This is a genomic window from Stenotrophomonas sp. YJH_SMC_127 (assembly GCF_059372445.1).
Window position 1 is genome coordinate 45,432 of sequence record NZ_JCAFVO010000007.1, and the last position, 19,384, is coordinate 64,815.

General features: G+C 65.6%; 14 protein-coding genes. 6 read left to right on the forward strand and 8 right to left on the reverse strand.

Annotation, left to right across the window (positions count from 1 at the left end; genetic code table 11):
* Positions 1-127 precede the first annotated feature (127 nt).
* Positions 128-1,555: an amino acid permease gene (locus AC5QAB_RS15830; protein ID WP_197561769.1), complete on the forward strand. Its 1,428-nt coding sequence runs from the start codon at positions 128-130 to the stop codon at positions 1,553-1,555.
* Between the two features lie 92 nt (positions 1,556-1,647).
* On the opposite strand, the gene AC5QAB_RS15835 is transcribed toward AC5QAB_RS15830, so the two are convergent.
* Positions 1,648-2,889: a dipeptidase gene (locus AC5QAB_RS15835; protein WP_197556953.1), complete on the reverse strand. Its 1,242-nt coding sequence runs from the start codon at positions 2,887-2,889 to the stop codon at positions 1,648-1,650.
* A gap of 135 nt (positions 2,890-3,024) precedes the next feature.
* Positions 3,025-4,194: a class I SAM-dependent rRNA methyltransferase gene (locus AC5QAB_RS15840; protein ID WP_032958445.1), complete on the reverse strand. Its 1,170-nt coding sequence runs from the start codon at positions 4,192-4,194 to the stop codon at positions 3,025-3,027.
* A gap of 386 nt (positions 4,195-4,580) precedes the next feature.
* Here AC5QAB_RS15840 and AC5QAB_RS15845 point away from each other — a divergent pair, with 386 nt between their 5' ends.
* Positions 4,581-5,543: a TerC family protein gene (locus tag AC5QAB_RS15845; protein WP_014648950.1), complete on the forward strand. Its 963-nt coding sequence runs from the start codon at positions 4,581-4,583 to the stop codon at positions 5,541-5,543.
* Positions 5,544-5,649: 106 nt separating this feature from the next.
* On the forward strand, positions 5,650-6,420 hold the full coding sequence (locus AC5QAB_RS15850; RefSeq protein ID WP_197561544.1) for a rhomboid family intramembrane serine protease: 771 nt from the start codon (positions 5,650-5,652) through the stop codon (positions 6,418-6,420).
* A 153-nt stretch (positions 6,421-6,573) separates the two neighbouring features.
* Here the strand turns inward: AC5QAB_RS15850 and AC5QAB_RS15855 are convergent, their stop codons facing one another.
* From AC5QAB_RS15855 to rpmH, 6 genes are all read right to left on the reverse strand, one after another.
* Entirely contained in the window at positions 6,574-7,680 is a 1,107-nt protein-coding gene (locus tag AC5QAB_RS15855) for a glycerophosphodiester phosphodiesterase (RefSeq protein ID WP_111205866.1), read from the reverse strand.
* 147 nt (positions 7,681-7,827) lie between these two features.
* Positions 7,828-9,177, reverse strand: coding sequence for a tRNA uridine-5-carboxymethylaminomethyl(34) synthesis GTPase MnmE (mnmE, locus tag AC5QAB_RS15860; RefSeq protein ID WP_197561543.1), 1,350 nt, complete (start codon positions 9,175-9,177; stop codon positions 7,828-7,830).
* Between the two features lie 3 nt (positions 9,178-9,180).
* Positions 9,181-11,853, reverse strand: a complete 2,673-nt coding sequence (locus tag AC5QAB_RS15865) for a polysaccharide deacetylase family protein (protein ID WP_197561542.1) — start codon at positions 11,851-11,853, stop codon at positions 9,181-9,183.
* Positions 11,854-11,968: 115 nt separating this feature from the next.
* Entirely contained in the window at positions 11,969-13,684 is a 1,716-nt protein-coding gene (gene yidC / locus AC5QAB_RS15870) for a membrane protein insertase YidC (RefSeq protein WP_014648955.1), read from the reverse strand.
* Positions 13,684-14,178 carry a ribonuclease P protein component gene (rnpA, locus tag AC5QAB_RS15875; protein ID WP_080053031.1) on the reverse strand — a complete coding sequence of 165 codons (495 nt, stop codon included), beginning with the start codon at positions 14,176-14,178 and terminating at the stop codon, positions 13,684-13,686. The genes yidC and rnpA overlap by 1 nt, the downstream gene beginning before the upstream one ends.
* Positions 14,179-14,183: 5 nt before the next feature.
* Positions 14,184-14,324, reverse strand: a complete 141-nt coding sequence (gene rpmH / locus AC5QAB_RS15880) for a 50S ribosomal protein L34 (RefSeq protein ID WP_005411729.1) — start codon at positions 14,322-14,324, stop codon at positions 14,184-14,186.
* A gap of 255 nt (positions 14,325-14,579) precedes the next feature.
* On the opposite strand from rpmH, the gene dnaA reads away from it, so the two are divergent.
* The 3 genes from dnaA (at position 14,580) to recF (ending at position 19,372) form a co-directional block, all read left to right on the forward strand.
* Positions 14,580-15,911 (forward strand): chromosomal replication initiator protein DnaA, encoded by a 1,332-nt coding sequence (dnaA, locus tag AC5QAB_RS15885; RefSeq protein ID WP_014645405.1) that lies wholly within the window; start codon positions 14,580-14,582, stop codon positions 15,909-15,911.
* A 275-nt stretch (positions 15,912-16,186) separates the two neighbouring features.
* Positions 16,187-17,287, forward strand: a complete 1,101-nt coding sequence (dnaN, locus tag AC5QAB_RS15890; protein ID WP_005411731.1) for a DNA polymerase III subunit beta — start codon at positions 16,187-16,189, stop codon at positions 17,285-17,287.
* Between the two features lie 990 nt (positions 17,288-18,277).
* On the forward strand, positions 18,278-19,372 hold the full coding sequence (gene recF / locus AC5QAB_RS15895) for a DNA replication/repair protein RecF (RefSeq protein ID WP_197561541.1): 1,095 nt from the start codon (positions 18,278-18,280) through the stop codon (positions 19,370-19,372).
* Positions 19,373-19,384 lie beyond the last annotated feature (12 nt).

Consider the following 19,384-nt stretch of genomic DNA (forward strand, 5'->3'; position numbering starts at 1 on the left):
ATTCCGGCAGCGTGGCTGGGGTGCAGCGCGCGCCCCGCCATGCATGACCCCCGTCAGTGGTAATGCTGCGCTGCGTTCGGTCACACTCGGGAACTTGTCGTTCTTAGTCACCCCTTCCGAGGCCTGCATGTCCCTGTTCCGGCGCAAGTCCCTAGATTCCGTCACCGTCCACGAAGCCGGCAGGCGTCTGATCCCGACGCTCAGCTGGCCGCACCTGATCGCACTGGGCATCGGTGCCATCGTCGGCACCGGCATCTACACGCTGATCGGCGTCGGTGCCAACCTGGCCGGCCCGGCCGTGCTGATCTCCTTCGCCATCGCCGGTGCGGTCTGCGCCTGTGCGGCGCTGTCCTATGCCGAGCTGTCGACGATGATGCCGGCCGCCGGCAGCGCCTACACCTACAGCTACAGTGCGCTGGGCGAGGTGTTCGCCTGGGTGGTGGGCTGGAGCCTGATCCTGGAGTACTCGCTGGTGGTGAGTACGGTGGCGGTGGGCTGGTCCGGCTACTTCGTCGGCTTCCTCGAATGGGTCCACACCCAGTTCGGCTGGAACGTGCACCTGCCGGCCTGGCTGGCAGCCGGCCCGCACGTGGAAGGCGGCATGATCAACCTGCCGGCGATCATCATCACCTGGCTGGTGGCCGGCATGCTGATGGCCGGGACCAAGGAAAGCGCCACGCTCAATGCCATCCTGGTGGTGTTCAAGCTGATCGCGCTGGCGATCTTCGTGGCCGTGGCCCTGCCTGCGTTCGACAGCGCCAACCTGCAGCCGTTCATGCCGTATGGCTTTGCCAAGTCGATGGGCCCCGATGGCGTCGAGCACGGCGTGATGGCGGCAGCGGCGATCATCTTCTTCGCCTTCTACGGCTTCGATGCGATCTCCACTGCTGCGGAGGAGACCAAGAACCCGGGCCGTGACCTGTCGATCGGCATCATCGGTTCGATGATCGGCTGCACCATTGTCTACGTGCTGGTGGCGCTGGCCGCAGTGGGTGCGATGAGCTACGCCGTGTTCGGGCACAGCGCCGAGCCGCTGGCGCTGATCATGCGCCAGCTGGGCCATCCGACAGCGGCGATGGTGATCGGCGTGATTGCGATCATCGCGCTGCCGACCGTGCTGCTGGCCTTCCTGTACGGCCAGAGCCGCATCTTCTTCGTGATGAGCCGCGACGGCCTGCTGCCGCGTGGCCTGTCCAAGGTCAACGCGCGTACCGGCACGCCGGTGGCGACCACGCTATTCACTGCGGTGGTGGTGTCGGCGCTGGCCGGCGTGGCCCGCCTGGACGAGATCGCCGCGCTGGCCAATGCCGGTACCCTGGCCGCGTTCACTGCAGTGGGCGTCTGCCTGGTGGTGCTGCGCCTACGCGAACCGAACCGCGAGCGCACGTTCCGCACGCCGCTGGCCTTCGTGGTCGGCCCGCTGGCCGCGCTGGGCTGCATCTACCTGTTCCTCAGCCTGCCGCACAGCACCCAGCTGTATTTCCTGCTGTGGAACGTGGCCGGCCTGGTGCTGTACTTCCTGTACAGCCGTCGCCACGCGCTGATCGCGAAATAACCGGATCACCGGTAGTGCCGGCCGCTGGCCGGCACCTCTCATCCTGTTGATACGGGCAATGCCGGCCAGCGGCCGGCACTACCACAGGGCGGTCAACCGCCCTGCTTTGCCGCGTAGTCCTGCGCCTGGCGCATCACCCGCAGCAGGTTGCCGCCCCAGATGCCGGCAATCTGCTGCTCGGTGTAACCCTTGCGCAGCAGCCACGCGGTGATCTTCGGCAGCTGGCTGACATCGGGCAGGTCGCTCAGGCCACCGCCGCCATCCCAGTCCAGGCCGATGCCCACGTGCTCGGGGCCGACCACCTTGAGGATGTGCTCGAAGTGGGCGAAGAAGTCGTCGAGGCTGGCATGGCGCACCGGGTGCTCGTGGTCCAGTGCCTGCTCGGCCTTCAGCAGGGCCACGCCCTGCTCGATGCCCATGCCTTCCCAGCCGCCCAGCTGCCTGCTCAGCGCTTCTTCGGCCTGCTTGCGCTCGGGCGTCTTCGCCGTGTCGATCAGGTAGCCGCCATAGGCGTTCACCTGGATCACGCCGCCGGCCTTGGCCAGCTTGCGCAGCCGCGCGTCATCAAGATTGCGCGGGTGGTCGTACACCGCCTTGGCCGAGCTGTGCGACAGCACGAAGGGCACCGGCATCATCGCCAGCAGGTCGTCGAACACCGCGTCCGAGGCATGCGACTGGTCGATCACGATGCCCAGCTTCACTGCCTGCCGCACCAGCTCCTTGCCGGCCGGACTCAGGCCCTTCCACTCCGCGCCCTTGGGATCGGTGGCCGAATCGGCGAACTCGTTGTTGGCGAAGTGCACGGTGCTGAGCAGCCGCAGGCCGGCGCGGTGGTAGAACGAGAGCAGGCTCGGGTCTTCCACCAGCGGGCTGGCATTTTCCATGCTGATGTAGACCACGCGCTTGCCGGCGGCCTTGATCCGCGCCGCATCATCGGCGGTCAGTGCCAGCGCGAAGCGCGCGGGATTGGCCGCCAGCATCTCGCGGATTTCCAGCAGTCGCTGCAGGCCGTGGTCACGCTCGGCCAGGTGGGCCGCTGCGCTGCGATCGCCCTGGTCGGTGTAGATCGCCCAGAAACCGCCATCGAGCGCACCTTCGACCATGCGCGGGTAGTCCACCTGCGAAAGCGCGTTGCGGTCGTGGCGCTGCTCGATGTCGAAGCCGGTCCGGCCGAAATTTGCCGGCGTATCCAGATGGCTGTCGAGCGTGACCAGGCGCTGCTGCAGCGCCTTGGCACGGGCCAGTTCCTCGGCGCTGAACTCGATGGCATGAGCCGACAGCGGCGCGCACAGCGCCACGGCGAGCACGACGGACAGGTGGCGCAACGATGGCATGGGCTCTCACCGGCAATGGGAAGAGCCCGACCATAGCGCTGCACCCGGCCTTTTTGTAGAGCCGAGCCCATGCTCGGCTGCCAGACAGATCAGCCGAGCGTGGGCTCGGCTCTACAGAGATCGGCAGTGACGCGGTCAGTCCACCACGCGGCAGAACACGGCCTTCAGGTAACGCGATTCCTGCACGTGGGCCATGAACGGGTGGTCCGGACCGGCGCCGGCCACCTTCAGGATCTGGATCGTGCGGCCGGAGAAATACGCCGCGCGGCGCAGCATGTCGAGGAACTGGTCCTCGGCCACCAGGCCGGTGCAGGAGAACGTGGCGAACAGGCCGCCCGGCTTGACCACGCCCAGCGCCAGCTTGTTCATGTCCAGATACTTCTTCAGCGCAGTGATGACCTGGTCGCGGTCGCGGGTCATCTTCGCCGGGTCCAGGATCACCACGTCGTACTGCTCGCCACGATTGGCCGCATCACGCAGCCACGGGAAGATGTCGGACTGGACGAACTTCGGGCGCACGTTGTTCAGGCGCGAATTGCCCTTGGCGATCTGGATGACGTCTTCATCGATGTCGATGCCGACCACTTCCGAGGCGCCTCGCGCCGCCGCGTACACCGCAAAACCGCCGGTGTTGCAGCACAGGTCCAGCACGCGCTTGCCTTCCACCTGCTGGCTCAGCCACTCGCGGTTCTCGCGCTGGTCGGCGAAGAAGCCGGTCTTGTGCGCACCGGCCGGGTCGGCGCGGAACTTGATGCCGTACTCGGTGATCACCGACGCTTCGGTGGTGGTATTGCCGTGGAAATCGAAGCTTTCCTGTTTCTGCACGTGCTCATCGGCGAAGCTGTGGAAGCGGCAACCCGGGAACTGCTCGCGCAGGGCGTCGTAGATCCACTCGCGGTGGCGGAACATGCCGGCGGCGAAGAATTCGACCACCACCAGGTCGCCGTAGCGATCCACCACCAGGCCGGACAGGCCGTCGCCTTCGCTGTGCACCACGCGCCAGGCGTCGGAGACCGCGTCGAGCTTGAGCACCTCACGGCGCAGTGACACCGCCTGGGCAATCTTGCGCGAGAACCAGCCGGCATCCACCGGCACGTTCTGGTCGGTCTCAAGGATGCGCACGGCAATGCGCGAATGCCCGTTGTAGAACCCGCGGCCAATGAACTCGCCATCAATGCCGACCACGTCGACGATGGAACCGGGCTTGGGCCGGACGGTCGGCTTCTCGACCAGTTTCTGGAAGATCCACGGGTGGCTGGAACGCCACGCATTCTTGAGGCGGACAATCGGAAGGGGGGTATTCATCCACCCATTGTAAACCGGGCGCCGGGGTCAGATCCCCGCAGGGGCTCTGACCCCCGCCGGCGTGCCAACCAAGGTTGGCACCCACCAGGCCGGAACGGGCTCGGGGTTGGGGTCAGAGCCCCTACGGGGATCCGACCCCTCGTCCCCCATTTGACGGCGGCCCGGCCAGACGGCAGAATCGGCGCCAGAAGGGGAGTAGCTCCCAGACGTTGTCGCCGTCATTTCGAGCCCGCAGGCTCCGGTGCAACGGCAGTTCCAGCCGACTGGAACTGCGAGCGAGACCTTCGCCGTACTGGCGAAGCTCTGTCCCTGGATCCCCCTCCCGATCCTCCGTTGCAGATCCTCGCCGTCCGGCCTGGCATTCATCTTTCCAACGGACATTCCCAATGCAGACGATCGGTAACGTGTGGTTGTGGGGCGGCTTCGCAGCGGTGGTGGTCATCGCCCTGCTGGTCGACCTCGTGTTGATGCGCCATGGTGGACCGCACAAGGTCACCTTCAAGGAAGCCCTGTGGTGGTCGATCGGCTGGGTCGCGCTGGCCCTGCTGTTCAACGCCGGCCTCTGGTACTACCTGAATGAGACCGCCGGCCAGGTGGTGGCCAACAAGGTCGGCCTCGAATTCCTGACCGGCTACCTGGTCGAGAAGGCGCTGGCGGTCGACAACATCTTTGTGTTCCTGATGATCATGAGCTACTTCGCAGTACCGGAGGAGCAGCGCCAGAAGGTGCTGATCATCGGCATCCTGGGTGCGATCGTGCTGCGTACGATCATGATCTTCGCCGGCAGCGTGCTGATCAGCCAGTTCCATTGGCTGCTCTACGTGTTCGGCGCCTTCCTGCTGTTCACCGGCTGGAAGATGTGGTTCGCCGCCGGCCAGGAACCGGATCTGGAAACCAACCCCGCCCTGCGCTGGATGCGCAAGCACCTGCGCCTGCTGCCGGACTACGCCGGCAATGCGCTGAGCGTGAAGCGCGATGGCGTGCGCTGGTTCACCCCGCTGTTCGCGGTGCTGATCCTGATCGCGGTCACCGACGTGATCTTTGCCGTGGACAGCATCCCGGCGATCTTCGCGATCACCACCGACCCGTTCATCGTGCTCACCTCCAACGTGTTCGCGGTGCTGGGCCTGCGTGCGATGTTCTTCCTGCTGGCCGGCATGGCCGACCGCTTCCACCTGCTGCCGTACGGCCTGGCGCTGGTGTTGGCCTTCATCGGCATCAAGATGATGATCATCGACCTGTTCAAGATCCCGACCCCGGTGTCGCTGGGCGTGGTCGCGGTGATCATCGCCGCCACCGTGGTGCTGAGCCTGAAGTACCCGCCGAAGGAAGGCTCGGGCCACGCCTGAGCCTGAGCGGTGGGAAGACGCGGCCGGCGGGATTGTCCCGCCGGCCGCACCCACTCTCCCGCAACAGTGGCCTTGGTTTCGCGCCAGCCACCGCCATTGCTGAGGTATGGACAACAACACGCCCCTGCCCGCCGGCGACGTGCCGGCCCCCCGCAATGACCGCTCGCGCATCCTGCGGGCGTTCAATGTCAGCCTGGCGGCCGTGCTGGTGCTGGTGGCCGTGTTCGCCCTGCAGGGCACGTTCGACTGGCGACCGTGGGCGGTTGCGCCACTGGAAGCCAAGGGCCTGCTCGGCCTGATCGGCGGCCCGATGCTGCATGCCTCGGTCGAGCACATCGCCGCCAACAGCATCGCCATCCTGATCCTCGGCACCCTGGCCGGCAGTGTGTATCCCAAAGCCACCGTGCGCGCCCTGCCCCTGCTGTGGCTGGGTTCGGGCCTCGGCGCGTGGATGCTGGGCAATCCGGGCAGCGTGCACCTGGGTGCCAGTGGCGTGACCCATGGCCTGATGTTCCTGCTGGCCAGCCTCGGCCTGCTGCGCCGTGATCGTGCGGCAATCGCCACCGGCCTGATCGGCATGCTGTTCTATGGCGGCATGCTGGTGACCGTATTGCCGCACGCCGATGGCGTGTCCTGGCAGTCGCACATGGGCGGCGCCTTCGCCGGCATCATCGCCGCGCTGCTGTTCCGCAACGCCGATCCGCTGCCGCCGCGCCAGCGCTACAGCTGGGAAGACGAAGAAGACGAGGCAGAGCCGCTGGCCGACGACGAGCTGGAGCCGCCGTCTCCGCAGCGCGTACCGGTGTTGTGGCAGCCGCGCGAGGGCCAGGACTACGTGGTGATCCCGTTCCGCCGCCCGGACGAGCCGCGCGGTTGAGGGGACGGTCGTGCCGGCCGCTGGCCGGCAACCTCATGAACCGGTAGTGGCCGACCTTGGTCAGCGCGGTTGTTGCGTGCCAACCAAGGTTGGCACCTACCAGAGCACACCGGCCCCCGGGTAGCGCCGGGCCATGCCCGGCGCGTTGATCGCTCAGTTCCCCGCTGTGCCCATCCCATCCACCGCCTGCCGGCCCAGCGCCGGATCATCGGTGAAGAAGGCATCGATGCCGGTCGCCAGGTAGGCGCGCATCTCGGCGATCGAGCCTTCGACGTTGCGCGCGTTGTCGGCGCCCTTGCGCAGGTTGCTGGGCTGGAAATGGTTTTCCGGGCGGAAGGTGTACGGAATCACCATCAGGCCGGCCGCGTGCGCATCTCGTACCAGCGCGGTCGGCGTGCCCAGCGCGCCCTTGGCATCCAGCGGAATGATCGAGCGCAGCTCGGGGCCGATGCCATCGGCGTAGGCGGCGATGTCCTTCAGCCCGGCCGGGGTCATCATCTGTGCGTAGGTCAGCGTGCCGCCGGCCTTGGCGATGTCGGCCGGCTGGGTATCGCCCTTCCACAGCAGCTGCAGCAGGCGGATGTTGCTGCCCCGGCCGATCTTGCCATGCAGGTAGCGCAGGTTGGCGGTCTCGAACGACTGGATCGTGACCGGGCCGACATTGGTGTACGCGTTGCCACGCAGTGCGGCCAGCAGCTTGTCTTCCATCGGCAGGCCGATGGACTGGAAATAGGTCGGGTGCTTGATCTCCGGCACGAGGCCGATGCCACGGTTGGCGCGCCCGGCCTGCTGCACCAGGAAGGCCAGGATCTCGTCCAGGCTGGCGATGCGGAACTGGCCGTCGTAGGCGGTGCTGCGCAGTTCCGGCAGGCGCTCACGGGCGTACAGGGTCTTCAGCTCGGCCAGGGTGAAGTCCTCGGTGAACCAGCCCTCGACCTGCTGCCCATCGATCACCTTGCGGGTGCGGCGGCTGGCGAACTCCGGATGCGAGGCGACGTCGGTGGTGCCGCCGATCTCGTTCTCGTGGCGGGCCACCATCACCCCGTCCCTGGTCATCACCAGGTCCGGTTCGATGTAGTCGGCGCCATCGGCGATGGCCTGCGCATACGAGGCCAGGGTGTGCTCGGGCAGCAGTGCGCTTGCCCCGCGATGGCCGTAGACCGACACCTTGGGCACGGCCGGGGTGGAGGATTCAGCACTCATGGCCACCGATGGTGCCACGGCCAGCGACAACAGCAACGCACAACCCCACGACTTCACTGCGACTTCCCCAAGCGGTATGTGATGGGCGTCAGTATGCGGCGGCAATGTGACAGGTGGGGGACCTGGGGTCGGATCCCCGCAGGGGCTCCGACCCCGTGGCGGAACCGTGCAGGGTCAGAGCCCCTTTGGGGATCTGACCCCGTGTTACTTGCCGATGCAGAAACTGGAGAAGATCCTCCCCAGCAGATCATCGGCACTCATCTGCCCGGTGATCTCACCCAGCGCATCGTGGGCCAGCCGCAGTTCCTCGGCGGCCAGCTCCAGGTGCTCGTGCGCCAGCTCGCCATCGGCGCGCTGCGCATGTTCCTGCGCGCGTTCAATCGCATCCACGTGGCGCGTACGCGCGGAGAACTCGCCGTCCACCTGCTCACCGGCACCGGCCGAAGCTATCGAACGCAGGCGCGCATGCAGATCGTCGAGCCCGGCGCCGGTGGCGGCCGAAACGAACACCCGATCCGGATCATCCAGCGACGGCAACGCCGCCAGCAGATCCGACTTGTTGTGGATGTAGACCTTGTGCGGTACCGCCGCCACGGCCTCGCCCAGCGCCGCTTCACCGGCCGCCGGATCGCGGGCATCCAGCACGATCAGCGCCAGGTCCGTGCGCTCGATTTCCACGTGGGCGCGGCGCATGCCTTCGCGTTCGATGGCGTCACCGCCGTCGCGCAGGCCGGCGGTGTCGACCAGGGTCAGCTCCAGGCCATCCAGGCGGATGGTTTCGCGCAGGGTGTCGCGGGTGGTGCCGGCGATGTCGGTGACGATGGCGCGTTCGCTGCCGGCCAGCGCGTTGAGCAGTGAACTCTTGCCGGCATTGGGCGGACCGATCAGCACCGCGTGCAGGCCATCGCGCAGGCGACGGCCGCGTTCGGCATCGCGGCGCAGAATGGCCAGATCGCTGCGCGCCTGTTCCAGCCCACGCCGTACCTGCGCGCCACCGAGGGTATCCAGCGGTTCGTCGGCGAAGTCGATGGCCGCTTCCACGTGGATGCGCAGCAGCACCAGCTGCTCGACCACCGCATCGATGCGGCGCGAGAACACGCCATCCAGTGAACGACGCGCCGCGCGTGCGGCACGGTTGTCGCCCGCGGCGATCAGGTCGGCGATGGCCTCGGCCTGGGCCAGGTCCAGCTTGCCGTTGAGGAACGCCCGTTCGCTGAACTCACCCGGCCGCGCCTGGCGCGCACCGAGCGCGATGCAGCGCGCGACCAGCTGCTGCAGCAGCACCGGGCTGCCATGGCCCTGCAGTTCCACCACCTCTTCGCCGGTGAAACTGTTCGGTGCCGGGAACCACAGCACGATGCCATCGTCGATGACCTCGCCGTCGGCATCACGCAGGCGCGCGTAGTGCGCGTGGCGCGGGCGCAGTGCAGGCGCCCCCAGCGCATTGGCAATCGCCGCAGCGCGCGGACCGGACAGGCGCAACAGGCCGACACCGCCGGCGCCGGGGGCGCTGGCGATGGCCACGATGGTGTCGGTGCGGATCGCGTCGTTCATGGCTCAGAGCTTCTCCAGCTGCGCGCGCGCCTGGGCCGCGCCACTGCCCTGCGGCTGCAGCGCCAGGTAGGTGGTGTAGGCCTGCTTCGCCTTGGCCTTGTCGCCGGCGTTGAAGTAGGCATCGCCCAGGTTCAGATGGGCCACCGCGCGCGACGGGTCGATCTTCAGCGTGTTCTCCAGCCAGCGCGCGGCTTCTGCATAGCGCTGCTGGCGGTAGTAGACGAAGCCGAGGTTGTTGGCGGCCTGGGCGAAATCAGGACGCAGCTTCAGCGCTTCGGCGAACTGCGCGGCTGCCTCGTCGTACTGCTTCTCGCGGTACAGCTGCAGGCCGCGGTCGTTGGCCTGCTGCGCGCGCTGGCGGTCTGACGCCGGGCCAGCGGTGGGCACCACCAGCTTGGCCTTGCCACCCTGCAGGTCGGCCACCGTCACCGGCGCCTGGCTGCCCTTGGCCTCGCTGGCCGCATCCACCTTGTTGTTCAGCGCGATCGCATCGGCGGTCAGCTGGCGCGTATCGGCGTTGAGGAATTCCTGGCTGTCCGGCACCTGGAACACGAACTCGCCGCCCTGCGAACCGGGCAGGCTGCCGAAGGCCGGGGTCTGGTGCGAGACCGCCGATACGGCCGGCGCCACGTAGGCGGCCAGCTCGGTACCGGTGATCAGGCCGTCGCCGTTGAGGTCGCCCTTGCCGGCCAGCGCCTGCAACAGCACCCAGGTGAACACCGAGTGGCCGTTGGGGCCAGCATCGGCCACCTGCTGGTCGGCACCACCGGCGGTCAGCATCTGCCGCGCGCTGCGACGCGCGTTCTCGCGCAGGAACGACGACGACGACGGGCCACCGCGGGTCAGGCCCAGGCCGCTGTAGCAGGCATCCATCACGAACATCACATGCTTGGCCTGCATGCTCTCGGCAATGTTCTGGATGTCGGTCATCGCGATGGCGTCGGTGGCGAATTCCTTCGGGTCCGAATCGACCGGAATGATGTAGCCCAGGTCGCGCCCGGAAGCGAGTTGGCGGGTCGCGCCATGGCCGGCGAAGAACACGAACACGCGGTCGTTCTTGCCGGTGCGGTCATCGGCCAGGCGATCGTGGAAGGCCGCGAGGATGTTGTTGCGGGTCGCCTGCTCGTTCTTCAGCACGATCACCTGCGAGGACGGGAAGCCGAACTGCCCGGTCAGGGTATCGGCCACCGCCTGCGCGTCGTGGCTGGCGTACTCCAGCTTCGGCCACTTGGCATAGTTGTCGATGCCGACCACGATCGCCCAGGACTTCTCGTAGCCGGTGGTGACCGTGGCGGCACCGGCATCACCCTTGCGCGCACGGGCGACAGTGAAGTCACGGCCGTTCCAGCCGGCGAACTGGTAACCATCGGCGATCAGCCGGTCGAGGATCTGCGGCAGCGCCTTCACCGCACGATCGTGGATGTCGTGGAACAGGATGATGCCGCGCTGTTCCTTGTTCACCTGGTCTAGCACGCGCTGCACGATCGATTCCGGTACCGGGTCGGCCCAGTCCATCGAGTCGATGTTCCACATGATCGACTTCAGCCCGGCCTCGTTGAGCAGCTGCAGGCCTTCGGCGTTGCGCGCGCCATACGGGAAACGGAACAGCGGCGCGCGCTTGCTGTGGACATCCTTCAGCAGCGTGTCGGTGTCGAGCACCTGCTGGCGCAGCGCGTCACCGGTGGTGCGCGACAGCTGGGCGTGGGTCAGGCTGTGGTTGCCGACCGCATAGCCCTCTTCCATCAGGTTGCGGCTGATCTTCGCCATCGGGCCGAGGCTGACCTTGCCATCGGCCTCGACCTTGCCAAGGTTGCGGCCCACTTCAAAGAACACGCCCGGCACGTCGTAGCGCTTGAGGATGGCCACCACTTCATCGGTATAGGCCTTGTGCGGGCCATCGTCGAAGGTCAGCACCACGGTCTTGGCCGGCAGGTCGCGGCCGAAGATCTCGCGGTCGCTGTCCTTCATCGACATCGGGTAGGGCTCGATCACGCCGTAGTCGCGCAGGATCGCTTCGCGGCTGTAGTCCTTGTGCAGGTGGGCGATGTAGTCGTCCCACTTCTCACGCTTCAGCTCGATGGCACGGGTGCGCTCGAAGCGGCTGAAGATGCGGGTCAGTTCCTGGTTGTAGTTTCGCTCGATCTCGTCGAGTGCCTCCAGGTCCTCGCCGATGCGCTGGTGCAGCTTGACCGCCGGCAGCGACGAATCAGTGCCGACCCGCTCATGCAGATCACGCAGCACTTCGCGGAAGGCCAGGCGGTCGGCGTCGAACAGTTCCGACGCCGACTCGATGTAGTCCAGCACGGTGCCGAGGGTGGCGAAGCGCTGCGGGCTGGAGCCGCGCAGCAGGGTGTCGAAATGCGCGGCGACCGCCGTGCGCTGTTCCAGGCCATCGTGGAACAGCTGCTGGCCCACACGCGTGGAGGTGACGCGGTCGGCGGCCGATTGCTGTTCCTCGTCTGCCAGCAGCACGATGATCCGGCGGTAGCCGTCGAGCTGCTTCTGCAGCGCCGCCAGCAACGGCGCGGCGGCCGGATCGGCGGCGGCCGCGGCCTGCGCGCTTGGCTGGGTGACGGTGGTCGCCGGCGCCTTCGCGTCCTTGTCGCCGCAGCCGGCAACAACCAGGGTCAACAACAGCGAGGGCAGGAACAGGCGGAACGACGACGCACGCGGCATGGCGGACTCGAAGGTGGGAGGAACGGTGTGCCGGCGATTCTACCGCCGCATGCGAAAAGCCCGCCTTGCGGCGGGCTTTTGCTGGGGTCAGCCGGCCAGCGGCCGGCTCTACCGATTACTTCTTCTTGACCGGGGCCGGAGCGGTGGTGGCCGCAACCGGCTCGCCGCCATGGCGCTTGGTCATCCACCACTGCTGCAGCAGGCCCAGGCCACCGTTGACCACCCAGTACAGGACCAGGCCGGACGGCATGAAGGCCATCATGACGCCGAACACCAGCGGCATGAACTGCATCATCTTCTGCTGCATCGGGTCCATGCCCGGTGCCGGGGTCAGCTTCTGGGTGAACCACATCACTGCCACGTTGATGACCGGCAGGATGAAGTACGGGTCGCGTGCGGTCAGGTCCTGGATCCAGCCGAACCAGGGCGCCTGGCGCAGTTCGACCGATTCCACCAGCACCCAGTACAGGGCGAAGAAGATCGGCATCTGGATGAGGATCGGCAGGCAGCCGCCCATCGGATTGATCTTTTCCTTCTTGTACAGCTCCATCATCGCGGTCTGGAACTTCTGGCGGTCATCGCCATAGCGTTCCTTCAGCTGCGCGATGCGCGGCTGGAAGCGGCGCATCTTGGCACCGCTCTTGTACTGGGTCGCCGACAGCGGGTACAGCACCAGCTTCAGCAGCACCACCAGGCCGACGATCGCCCAGCCCCAGTTGCCGACCAGCTTGTGCACCTGGTTCAGCACCCAGAACAGGCCCTGGCCGATCACCGCCATCATCGAGAAGCGGCTGTAGTCGACCACGCGGTCCAGGCCCGGCACGTCTTCCTTGGCGATCAGGTTGACCAGCTTCGGGCCGACCCACAGGCGGGCCTCGGTGCTGGTGGACTGGCCCGGGGCCACGGTGAAGGCCGGGCCACGCGCTTCAATCAGGTCACGACCGGCCACCTGCGACAGCACGTAGTGCGCGGTCTGGTCCTTCTGCGGGATCCAGGCGGTGAAGAAGTGATGCTGCAGCATCGCCAGCCAGCCGCCGGTGATGTTCTGGTTCAGTGCGCCGTCGTCCAGGTAATCCTTGAACGCACGACGCTGGTACTTCTTGTCGTTGTCGTACCAGGTGGCGCCGTTGAAGCTGAACGAATCCGGGTTGGTCATGCTCCGCGACAGGATGGTCGGGGTGCGGTCCAGGGTGCGGTAGACGTAGCCGTTCCACGGTGCGGCGCCGGCATTGCTGACTTCGTCCTTGAAGCGCACGGCGTACTCGTTGCGCGAGACGGTCAGGGTGCGCTTGATGGTCACGCCGTTGTCGGCGGTCCACACGAACGGGATCTGCAGTTCGTTCTGGCCCTTGGCCAGCACGAAGTCCTTGGTATCACCGACCAGCTTGAAGCCGTCAGCGCCGGGAACCGGGGTGTTCTTGTCTTCGCTGGCCCAGCCACTGATCGCGCTGTACGGATGCGCGGGGTCTTCGGTCAGCAGGCGAACCGGCGGGCTGCCTTCGTCCTTGGTCTGCGGGAACTGCAGCAGCTCGGCATCCAGCACACGGCCGCCGTCCAGTACCAGGCGCAGCACGTCGGTGGTGACGGTCACGCGCTGGCTGGCCGGGGTGGCGCTGGCCTGGGCCTGCACAGCGGCCTGGCCCGGCGCACCCGGGACCTGCGCGCTGGGGATGCTGCCCGGGGTCGCGCCCGGAACACTCTGTGCAGCAGCCGGGGCCGACGTGGTCGTCGGTGCCGGGGTCGGAGCAGCCTTTTCACGGCTCCACTCCATCCACAGCAGCACGGCCACCATCAGCCAGGCAAAAATGAGGAATACGCGGGTCTGGTTCATCAGCGGACAGGCTCGGCGGGGCCGGGACGCGATGCCGGCTCGGTCAAAGAAGGAGTTGCGATGCCATCAGGCGGCGGCATTGTGCCGTCCACGCCCGGCGCGGGCAATGCACGCAGGCGACGCAGCAGGCGCAGGAAGGCCTGGCGGATCTCGTCGTTGCTGGCGGAACGCGCAGCACTACGCGCCACGACGACGAAGTCGCCTGGCTGGATTTCGGTACGTGTCTGACGCAGGATGTCGCGCAGGACGCGCTTGATCCGGTTACGCCCCACGGCGTTCGGATCAACCTTGCGGGAAACCGCCAGACCCAGCCTGGCCGGCCGGTCAGCCGGCAGCCAGTGCAGGGTCATCAGCGGATCGGACACACGGCGGGCGCCGTTGAAGACCGTTGAATATTCGGCACGCGTGCGAACCCGCGCAGAGCGAGGGAATCGCTTGCGCGGGTCTGCAGTATTCACTGTCGAAGGGATTGCGTCTGCCGCGGGGTGCGGCATGGCAATCAGGCGCTCAGGACTTTGCGGCCCTTGGCGCGGCGACGCGACAGGATCTTGCGGCCGTCAGCGGTCTTCATACGGGCACGGAAGCCGTGGTCGCGCTTACGCTTGAGGTTGCTGGGCTGGTAGGTGCGCTTCGTGGCCATTGGGGGCCTCTCGTATGAATGGGACGGAAAGAACCGGAAATTCTAGAGAGGTACCCTACCCCGCGTCAACCCCTGGCAGCTACGCGAATTCACCGGGCTGTGCAATAGCTGTGGATGTTTTTGTGAATAAGTAGGGGACAAGCATTCCGAAGGCGGGCGCTCGGTGGTAGTCTGAGCCATCCATTTCCCCCCTTTCCGGCCTGTGTTTGGGCGCCTTGTCGCGTCCATGCCCCGGCCACCGGACGATTATTGCTGATGGATGCCTGGTCCCGTAGTCTCGAGCGCCTCGAAGCGGAGTTCCCGCCGGAAGACGTTCATACCTGGTTGAAGCCGCTGCAGGCCGATCTGCGCGTGGACAGCCTGGTGCTGTATGCACCGAATGCCTTCATCGTCGACCAGGTCCGCGAGCTGTACCTGGCCCGGATCCGCGAGCTGCTGGCGCATTTCGCCGGTTTCAGCGACGTTTTTCTTGAAATCGGCTCGCGCCCGCGCCCTGTGGAGGCGCAGAACGCGCCGGTTTCCACGCCCTCGGCGCATGTGTCCAGCGAACCGCAGGTGCCCTTCGCCGGCAATCTGGACAGCCACTACACGTTCGCCAACTTCGTCGAAGGCCGCAGCAACCAGCTGGGCCTGGCCGCCGCCTTCCAGGCAGCGCAGAAGCCGGGCGACCGGGCGCACAACCCGCTGCTGCTGTACGGAGGCACGGGCCTGGGCAAGACCCACCTGATGTTCGCCGCCGGCAACGCCATGCGCCAGGCCAATCCAGGTGCAAAGGTGTTGTACCTGCGTTCGGAACAGTTCTTCAGCGCGATGATCCGGGCCCTGCAGGAAAAGACCATGGATCAGTTCAAGCGCCAGTTCCAGCAGGTGGATGCGCTGCTGATCGATGACATCCAGTTCTTTGCCGGCAAGGACCGCACCCAGGAAGAGTTCTTCCACACCTTCAACGCGTTGTTCGATGGCAAGCAGCAGATCATCCTGACCTGCGACCGCTATCCGCGCGAAGTCGAGGGCCTGGAAGCGCGCCTGAAGTCGCGGCTTGCCTGGGGCCTGTCGGTCGCGATCGAACCGCCGGACTTCGAGACCCGCGCCGCGATCGTGCTGGCCAAGGCGCGCGAACGCGGTGCCGAGATTCCCGATGATGTTGCGTTCCTGATCGCCAAGAAGATGCGCTCCAACGTGCGCGACCTCGAGGGCGCGCTGAATACCCTGACCGCCCGCGCCAACTTCACCGGCCGCGCGATCACCACCGAATTCGCCCAGGAAACCCTGCGTGACTTGCTGCGCGCCCAGCAGCAGGCGATCAGCATTCCCAACATCCAGAAAACCGTTGCCGACTACTACGGCCTGCAGATCAAGGATCTGCTGTCGAAGCGTCGGACCCGCTCGCTGGCCCGTCCCCGCCAGGTCGCCATGGCCCTGACCAAGGAACTGACCGAGCACAGCCTGCCCGAGATCGGCGACGCCTTTGCCGGTCGCGATCACACCACGGTGCTGCATGCCTGCCGCCAGATCCGGACCCTGATGGAGACCGACGGCAAGCTCCGCGAGGACTGGGACAAGCTGATCCGGAAGCTGAGCGAATGATGCACGGATGCCGATGAGGCGTCATCGCACAAAACGGTGCAGAATCCGGTAGCAAGCGCGGGACACGTTGTGGATAAAAATGCCGTTTGAAATCGCGCCAGATTTATCCACAGCTTTCCCCACCCCTTGGGGGTCGGTAATGCAGAGGGTTTCGAGGTCTGAAATACCTTTAATTACAAAGACTTAGCATTGTTTTCCAGCGATTCTGTCTCTACCAGCACCACCAAGCTTTTGATTTATTCCACATTTTTTAAAGCATAGGGGCACGGAACCACATGCGTTTCACACTGCAGCGCGAAGCCTTTCTCAAGCCGTTGGCACAGGTCGTCAACGTGGTCGAACGCCGCCAGACCCTTCCGGTTCTGGCCAATTTCCTGGTCCAGGTGCAGAACGGCCAGCTGTCGCTGACCGGTACCGACCTGGAAGTGGAGATGGTGTCGCGGATCGCGGTTGAAGATGCCCAGGACGGCGAAACCACCATTCCCGCCCGCAAGCTGTTCGAGATCATCCGCGCCCTGCCCGACGGCAGCCGGATCACCGTCTCGCAGACCGGAGACAAGATCACCGTGCAGGCCGGTCGCAGCCGTTTCACCCTGGCCACGCTGCCTTCGAACGACTTCCCGTCGGTGGATGAAGTGGAAGCCACCGAGCGCGTGGCCATCGGTGAGGCGACCCTGAAGGAGCTGATCGAGCGCACCGCGTTCGCGATGGCCCAGCAGGACGTGCGCTACTACCTCAACGGCCTGCTGTTCGACCTGCGCGGCGATGCCCTGCGTACCGTTGCCACCGACGGCCACCGCCTGGCGCTGTGTGAAACCGATCTGGCCAAGCCCAGCGGGTCCAAGCGCCAGATCATCGTGCCGCGCAAGGGTGTGACCGAACTGCAGCGCCTGCTGGAAAGCGGCGATCGCGAGATCGAGCTGGAAGTCGGCCGCAGCCACGTGCGCGTCAAGCGCGACGATGTCACCTTTACCTCGAAGCTGATCGACGGCCGCTTCCCGGACTACGAAGCGGTGATTCCGATCGGTGCCGACCGTGAAGTGAAGGTTGATCGCGAAGCGCTGCGCGCCTCGCTTCAGCGCGCCGCGATCCTGTCCAACGAGAAGTACCGCGGCATCCGCGTGGAAGTCTCGCCGGGCAACCTGAAGATCAGCGCGCACAACCCGGAACAGGAAGAAGCCCAGGAAGAGATCGAAGCCGATACCACGGTCAGCGATCTGGCCATTGGCTTCAACGTGAACTACCTGCTGGATGCCCTCTCCGCCCTGCGCGATGAGGAAGTCATCATCCAGCTGCGCGACTCCAACTCCTCGGCGCTGGTACGTGAGTCCAGCAGCGAGAAGTCGCGCCACGTGGTGATGCCGCTGCGTCTCTGACAGCTGCTGTTCCACGTGGAACCGAACGACGCCCGGGATCTTCCCGGGCGTTTTTTTTGCAGGTTCCACGTGGAGCATCGAGAAGACGCAGTTCTCCGGACGACGTCACTTCCGTCGATGGGCTCGGTTGAAATCCGTTGCCTTTCCGGGATGTTCGTCTCGATCGTTGAAAACAGGATCGCTGGATCGTAGCAATGACGAGTCGCGATTGATCGAAAGTCCAGGTGCAGGATCCGATACTCGTCGCCTGTCCCCAGATCTGGCCAGACAGGGACCGATGATCCTGCATCGCGGCGCGATGGACTTCCCTCTGCAAACGCCGCTGTCCACAGGGAAGATTCGATGCAGATTGGGGCAAGCCTAGCTTCTAAATCTGGGTATAAATCTAAAGCATGGTGGTGATGGTAGAGCCAGATCTCGTGGAAAAACACCTTATCTGACTGATTTAAAAGAAATTTATGCAACTGAAACCCCCTGTATATCGGCCTCCCAGCCTGGGGGGGAACCTGTGGATAGTTTCGAAGGCATAGCAAAAGGGCTTTTTATCCACAGATTGCCCATACCTTGTGTATAAGTCATACAGGGCAGCTGTGGACAGCGTGGAACGATCGGTCTGATTTCTTTGAAATCTGTGGAACCGCCCAGGGCGTGGGACCGTAGATTTCGAGGAATCTGCAGGTTCATCCGCTGGTACTCGTCGGCGACGAGGCAAGCGCTGTCCACGGCATCGCCTGAAATCGGCGAAATCCAAGGCTCACACCCCCGCTACCCTTCGCAGAATCGAAGGATTTCCGGGCTTGCCGAGACCCGCATCTGCTGGGATGAGGAAACAGCGCCACGTGGAACCAGCGGTCAGGGCGCAGGCAGACCTGCGGTACCTGCTCCATAGCCGGCCGGATAGCTGGCCGGGCACGTCCGGCTTGACCGATGCAGTAAGCTGATGGATTCCCTGCCCCTCTGCCGCCCCGTGCGGATGGTCTTTCGCGCCCCATGCTTATCCGCCGCCTCGCCCTGCACCAACTGCGTCGCTTCAATGCGGTGGAGCTGTCGCCCCAGCCGGGATTGAACCTGCTGACCGGCGACAACGGTGCCGGCAAGACCAGCGTGCTCGAGGCCCTGCACCTGATGGCCTATGGGCGCAGCTTCCGTGGTCGTGTCCGCGATGGATTGGTGCGCCAGGGCCAGGAAGCGCTGGAAATCTTCGTGGAATGGGACGAACAACGTGCCAATCACCCGCCGCACCGCCGAAAGGCCGGCCTGCGGCACAGTGGCCAGGATTGGAAGGGGCGTCTGGACGGCGAAGACGTGGCCCAGCTCGGCAATCTGTGCGCAGCGCTTGCGGTAGTCACATTCGAGCCAGGCAGCCATGCGTTGGTCAGCGGTGGTGGTGAACCCCGCCGCCGATTCCTCGATTGGGGCTTGTTCCACGTGGAACCTGATTTCCTGTCCCTGTGGCGCCGGTATTCGCGAGCACTGAAACAGCGCAATGCCCTGCTCAAGCAAGGTGGTCCGTCGCGTATGCTTGATACCTGGGATCACGAACTGGCTGAAGCCGGCGAACCGTTGACCAGCCGTCGGCAGCACTACCTGGAGCGTCTGCAGCAGCGCACCGTGGCGCTGGCTTCCAGCCTGGCCCCGCAGCTCGGCATCCAGGCACTGGAACTCAGCCCGGGCTGGCGTCGGCACGAGCTCCCTCTGGCCGATGCGCTGCTTCTGGTCCGGGAACGTGACCGCCAGGCCGGGTACACCTCGGTTGGACCGCACCGGGCGGACTGGAGTGTGGATTTCCAAAGCATTCCGGGTCGCGATGCACTGTCGCGTGGTCAGGCCAAGCTGACGGCATTGGCCTGCCTGCTGGCGCAGGCCGAGGACTACGCGGAACAGCGCGGCGAATGGCCGGTGATCGCATTGGACGATCTGGCCTCGGAGCTGGATCGCACCCACCAAGCGCGGGTTCTGCAGCGTCTGCTCGGTGGGCCGGCGCAGATCTTCATCACCGCCACCGAAACGCCGGCGGCGCTGCAGGAACTGACCCACATCGCCCGGTTCCACGTGGAACATGCACAGATCGTGGCTGTGCCATAGTGCGCACACCAG